This window comes from Massilia sp. P2_C2 (assembly GCF_056404615.1).
Window position 1 is genome coordinate 1 of record NZ_JBFUDR010000328.1, and the last position, 6,384, is coordinate 6,384.

At 69.7% G+C, this 6,384-nt stretch carries 3 protein-coding genes and 1 pseudogene; 2 read left to right on the forward strand and 2 right to left on the reverse strand.

Translation table 11 applies throughout. The features are described from left to right. A partial coding sequence (locus tag AC1DYX_RS26065) for a beta strand repeat-containing protein (protein ID WP_477264286.1) occupies positions 1-2,855 on the reverse strand: 2,855 nt, incomplete at its 3' end. Between the two features lie 309 nt (positions 2,856-3,164). Continuing rightward, a pseudogene (locus tag AC1DYX_RS26070) lies at positions 3,165-4,007 on the reverse strand (two-partner secretion domain-containing protein); the annotation flags it as partial. Positions 4,008-4,309: 302 nt separating this feature from the next. Between AC1DYX_RS26070 and AC1DYX_RS26075 the strand changes: the two are divergent. Further along, positions 4,310-5,149: a universal stress protein gene (locus tag AC1DYX_RS26075; protein ID WP_477264282.1), complete on the forward strand. Its 840-nt coding sequence runs from the start codon at positions 4,310-4,312 to the stop codon at positions 5,147-5,149. A gap of 20 nt (positions 5,150-5,169) precedes the next feature. Continuing rightward, the coding region (locus AC1DYX_RS26080) for a P-type ATPase actuator domain-containing protein (RefSeq protein WP_477264284.1) at positions 5,170-6,384 on the forward strand (1,215 nt) is incomplete at its 3' end.

The following is a 6,384-nucleotide window of genomic DNA, read 5'->3' on the forward strand; positions in this document are numbered from 1 at the left end:
TTCGCCAGCGTCACCGTCTTCGCGCTGCCGGCGTTCTTGTCGGCGAACTTTCCGGTCGATGCGAGACTCACGTCGTCGCCAGCGACGAGTCCCTGCACGACGGCGCCGGCCGTCGACACCGTCGCCGAAGTCGTGCCGTCATAGGTCTTGTTGGCGGCCGCGATGCCCCACACTACCACCACTTTCTTCATGATGGTGGCCGTCGCCGACGACTGGCCGGTGATCGCGTAGTTGCCCGCGTCGGTGCCGCCGAAGGTATTCGCCAGCGTCACCGTCTTCGCGCTGCCGGCGTTCTTGTCGGCGAACTTTCCGGTCGATGCGAGACTCACGTGGTCGCCCGCGACGAGACCCTGCACGACGGCGCCGGCCGTCGACACCGTCGCCGAAGCCGTGCCGTCGTAGGTCTTGTCGGCGGCCGTGATGCCGGACACGGTCACGGCTTTCTTCATGATGGTGGCCGTCGTCGACGATTGGCCGGTGATCGCATAGTTGCCCACGTCGGTGCCGCCGTACGTGCTCGTCAGCGTCACCGTCCTGGCGCTGCCGGCGTCCTTGTTCGCGAACCTGCCGGTGATGGTCGCGAACACGAAGTCGCCCTCCACCAGGCCGGACAGCTGCCCGTGCGCGACCGACACCGTCGCCGCCGTCGTGCCGTCGTAGACCTTGTCGGCGGCCGTGATCCCGGACACCGTCAAGGCCTTCGGCGTGATGCTGGCCGTCGCGCTGGACTGCCCGGCGAGCGTGTAATTGCCGGCGTCCTGGCCGGACAGGCTGGTGCGCAGCGCGACGTTCTTGCCGCTGCCCGCGTTCTTGTCGGCGAAGGCGCCGCTCGCGTTCAGGCCGACGTCGTCGCCCGCCACCAGGCCGCCCAACGTGGCGCCGCTCCGGGACACCGTCGCCGTCGTCGTGCCGTCGTAGACCTTGCCGGAGGCCGTGACGCCGGAAACGTTCAGGGTTCTGGCCGCGATCGTCGCGGTGACGCCGGACGGCGCCGTGAGGCTGTAGTTGGCCGCGTGGCCCGTCCCGTCGGCCAGGGTGCCGCCCGAGATCGTGACCGTCTTGCCGACGCCCACGTTCTTGTCCGCGAATGCACCGGCGAGGCCTGACAGGTTCAGTGTCTCGGTGCCGACGAGGCCGACGAGGCTGCCGCCGGTCGGCGTGGCCGCCGTCGTGCCGTCGTAGACCTTGTCGGCCACCAGGCCGGTGAGCGTCAATGCCTTCGGTGCGATCGACGCCGTGTTGGCGGCACCGGCCGCGGTCAGGTCCGGCAGACGGTAGTTGCTCGCCAGGCCAGCCTGGCCATCCGACAGTGTCGCGGCGCTGACGTAGTGCGCCTCGGCGACGTTGGCACTGTTCGCCGCGATGCCGGTGGCGACGAGATCCTCACCGGCGACGAGGTTGCCGAGGCTGGCGGCGGTAAAGACCGCCGAGCCGTCGTAGGTCTTGTTCGCGTTGAGTGTCACCGTGCGAGGCGTGATGCTCGCCGTCGCGCTGGCCGAGTTGCCTTGCAGCGTGTAGTTGGCGGCATCCTGGCCGCCCAGCACGATGTTGCCGATGCTGACGGAGTAGGTGCCCACGCTCTTCGACGCGAAGCTGCCGTTGCCGCTGGCCGTCACGTCGTCGCCGGCCACGACGCCCGCCACCGATACGGCCGCCGCGGCATTGCCGTCGTAGACCTTGTCGGCCGCGCTCGGGGTCAGCGTCTTCTGCGTGATGCCATACGTGCCCGTGTTGAAGTAGCCGATGGCATAGCGCGTGCCGCCCGACGTGTAGGCCGCGGGGTTGCCGGCGTCCGCGGTCAACGTGCCGTAGGTGCCCACGTTCCTGCTTCCGGTCCGGAACGCGGGCGCCGGGGTCAGACTACCCAGCGTGAAGCCGTTCGGACCGCCGAGCGTCGTGAACGTCAAGCCCGTCGCCACCGTGCTGCCGTCGTAGACCTTGGCGCCGTCGCCGGCGTTGATCACGTAGAGCGGCGTGGTGGACATGTCCACGGCCTGGTAGGTGGCGTACAAATAGCTGTTGTTCGAGCCGGGCACGACGAGCACGCCGCAGTTCGGATACGGCGTCGCGCAGCTGGACAGTTGYGGCGCCTGCGTATAGGCCGGCAGCTGGGGCGCACCGTTCACATACACGAGCCACGCGGCCACGGACGGTCCCTGGAACGCGATGCGGTCGCGGCTGTCGTAGGAAGTGAGGCCGATGGCGCCCTGTGCGAGCTCGTCGGCCGTGTGGTTGCCGGGAGTCGAATTGACGGCGTTCAGCAGCATCGTGCCGCCACCGGGCGCGCTGCCGACCGTCGTCAGCGTATTCGAGTCAGCCTGGAAGGCGATGCCGAACGTGTTCGTGCCGCCCGCGCTCTCGCCGTTGATGAGAAGGTTGCCGGTGCCGGACAGGATCGTCGCGTCCGACTTGATGTAGACGCCGCCCGTCGTGCCGCCGTAGTTGCCGCTGCTGAAACCCACGGTCGACTTGCCGTTGATCGTGACGTTGCCGCCGGTCGAAAGAATCGACTTGGCCGACTCCACGGTGACGGCCGCGCCGGTGCCGGACAAGTTGCGCGCATAGCCGATGCCGGTCGCCGTGCTGCCGGTGCCGCCGCCGATCAGGATATTGCCGCCGTTCGATTTCAGGTTGCCGTTGACGTCCACGCCGCCGGTCGTCGCGCCCACCGCATTGGCCGCCGACAGCGTCAAGTTCAGGTTGCCGCTTGTCGAGGTAATGTCGGCATTGACGACCACATTGCGGTCCGCACGCAACGTCAGGCTGGCGTCGCCGCCGGCGGTCTTGGCGATCGGACTGCTGACCAGGATGTCGCCCGCGCCCGGGGCGGGCGAACCGAACACGGGATCCGGCATCTGCTGGGTCGTCACGGTGRCGCTGGTCCCCTGGTTCAGGCTGTTCGCGATCGTGCCCGCGCCCGCACTGCCGATGACGTAGTCGAACGGGTCGATCAGCCACTCCCCGCCCTTGCCTGCGGCCGCGCCGGCGTTCACGACGAGGCCGGGCGCCGTCTGCACATGCGCGGCCGACGTCTCGATGGCGCCGCCGTTGCCGCCGGCCGGCGCGCTCGCATCGAACGTGCCGCCCACGTTGGCGGTGCCGGTCCGCATGTCGCCGAGCAGCAGGATCTGACCCTGCGCGCCGTTCGCCAGCGTGCGCGCCTGCACGATGCCGCTGTTGTTGATAACGGATGCGCTCAGTTCACCGGCCGACTTCGCCGTCATGAGCACCGTGCCGCCATCCGCGCGGATGGCGCCGCCGTTGTCGACCAGCGCCTCCAGCGCGCCCTTGTTCACCTGCAGCTTGACGGGGCCGCCGAAGTCGACGACGGCATCGCTGCCCGCACCCAGCAGCGCATTGCCCTGGTCGGCAGCGATGCTGCCCGTGTTCACGACGCGCGCGGCCACCAGCGCGACGTTGCCGCCCGCCGCGGCGGCGATGTTGCCACGGTTCTCGACCGCTTGCGTGCTCGTGCCGGACAGGTGGTAGCGCCCGGCGAGGAAGTCCTCGTTGGAAAGCGCGAGCGTCGACGCCAGCAGGCCGCCCACGTTGACCTGCGCCGTTGGGCTGAACAGCACGCCGTTCGGATTCAGCAGGAACACGTGGCCGTTGGCATTCAGCGCGCCCTGGATGATGGACGGATCAGTGCCGAGCACGCGGTTCAGCGCCACGGCAGATGCCGAGGGCTGGACGAAGGTTACGGCATGCCCCTGCCCGATCGAGAATCCGGCCCAGTCGATGGCGGCCTTGTTGCTGCCCTGGTGGACGGTCAGCGTATTGCCGGTGTAATCGAGAGTCGCCTGCCCGGCCACGACGCGGCCCGCCGTCGGCAGCGGATCGGCGGCCTGGGCGCAGGCACCCGCCGCGGCCAGGGCCAGCAGCGCGATCTGGCGGCGCCGGCGGCGTGCCCGTCCGGAGGAAGACCGGGTCCGTTTCGAACCGAGTTCCGACACGACTTGCCACAGATGTTTCGATGCGTTCCAGACAATACGATAAATATGATTCACGGGGCTTCCGAGCGAGTTGGAAAAGCCGCAAGTGTAGAATATTGCCCACAGGCAATCTAGCCTGTTTCACAATTAAGTGCGCAGAAGTCGTAAAGACACAACGGCAACCTGTTGTCGATTGACTGATTACCGAGGTTTCGGACGCCCGTGTTGAAATCGATACCGCGAACCCGTCAGACCGGTGCGCCACATAAATGGCGTCAAATTTGTTGCTTTTTTGATCTCAGTCAAATTCGGGAAAGACTTCGGTGACGAAGAGGCATACATTGGATTGGTCCAACTCCGTCCTGAAGGAGCCTTTCATGTACAAGACCATCCTCGTCCACATCGACGGCAGCCCCCAGCAGGAAAGCCGCCTGCGCGCCGCCGCCCGGCTCGCGAACGATTGCGACGCCCACGTCGTGGGCAGCGCCGCCACCGKCATTTCCTGGCTCGATTACGCCCTGCTCACCGGCTCGGTCGGGGCGCCGATGGCCACCGTGGACTTTCAGGGCCTGCGCGATGCCGGCGCGGCGCGGCTCGCCGCCTTCGACGAGGCGGCGCGGCGGCTCGGCGTGCAATCGCACGAAGGCCGGCTGATCGAGGACGAGGCGCATTACGCCCTGCTGCTGCAGTCGCGCTACGCCGACCTCGTCGTGCTCAGCCGCGATACCGACGTCGACCCGGGCCTGCCGGTGCGGGTGCGCGGGCTGCCGGAATATACCGCCCTGCACGGCGTGCGTCCCGTGCTCGTCGTGCCGCCCGACTACCACGACCAGCCGCTGCCCGGCACCGCCATCGCCGGCTGGGACGGCAGCCTGCAGGCCATCGCGGCGCTGACGGCCGCGCTGCCTCTGCTGCAGCGCGCCGCCAGCGTCAAGCTGGCGCTCGTCAATCCGAACGAGCTGACCCAGTTGCACGGCGAGGAACCGGGTGCCGACATGGCCCTCTACCTCGCGCGCCACGGTGTGCCGGTGGAAGTCGTCGTCGAGCGCACCCGCGCGACGGTCGGCGAAGCCCTGATGGCCATGGCGCGCGACGCCGGCGCCGGGCTGATGGTGACCGGCGCGTACGGCCACAGCCGCTACCGCGAATGGATGCTCGGCGGCGTCACGCGCGAACTGCTGGAACGCGCCCACGTGCCCCTGCTGCTCGCCCACTGATCATCGGGGACGGCGGCGGCATGAGCGAACCGGACGCCACCGCGAGCCACGCGGGCCTGGCGACGGCCGAGGCCGCGCGCCGGCGCGCGCGCGACGGTGCCAACGTGCTGCCGCAACCCGGCCCGCACGGCACCGGCGCGCTGTTGCTCGAGGCGGCGCGCGAGCCGATGTTCGTGCTGTTGCTGGGCGCCGCCGCGCTCTACCTGCTGCTGGGCGAACCGCACGAAGGGTTCGCGCTGCTGCTGATGGTCGTCCTCGTGCTCGGCATGACACTCGTCCAGCAGGGGCGCACGGAACGGGCGCTGCAGGCGCTGCGCGCACTCAGCGCGCCGGCGGCCACCGTCGTGCGCGATGGCAGGCGCGACCGCATTCCCGCCGCCGACGTCGTCGCCGGTGACCTGATCGTCCTGGCCGAGGGCGACCGGGTGCCGGCCGACGCCCTGCTGGTGGAGGCGAGCGGCATGCTCGTCGACGAATCGCTGCTGACGGGCGAATCGGTCCCCGTCGACAAATTCCGCGGCGAGCCGGAAACGCCGCCCGCGCCGCCCGGCGGCAACGGCCTGCCGTGGATCTATGCCGGCACACTGGTCGTGCAGGGCGACGGCCTCGCGCGCGTGCGCGCGACCGGCGCGCGCACGGAACTGGGACGCATCGGCGCCGCACTGCACGCGATCCGGCCACCGGAAGGCCGCCTGCAGGCCGAGACGCGGGTGCTGGCACGCCGCTTCGCCGGCTTAGGTAGCGCCGTCAGCCTCGTGCTCGTGCTGCTGTTGCGGCTGCGCGGCGCGCCCTGGCTCGACGCCCTGCTGGCCGGCGTCGCCCTGGCGATGTCGGTGCTGCCGGCCGAGTTCCCCGTCATCCTGTCGCTGCTGCCGGCGCTGGGCGCGTGGCGCCTCGCGCGCCGCCAGGTGCTGACGCGGCGCCTGGCCGCCATCGAGATCCTCGGCTCGACATCCGTCCTGTGCGTCGACAAGACGGGCACGCTGACGGAGAACCGCATGGCCTTGAGGCTGCTGTGGCGCGACGGCGTCGCACACGACTGCGCCGGCTCCGGCGCGATGGCGCCGGCACTGCGCGAAGTGCTCGACCTCGGGCTGCTGGCCAGCCGGCCGCCCGGYGCCGATCCAATCGAACTGGCGCTGCACGCGGCCGCCGGCAGCCTGCCGCAACGGCCGGGCATCCGGCGCCTGGAGCGCGAATACGGCCTCACCCAGGCGCGCGCCGCCATCGTGCGC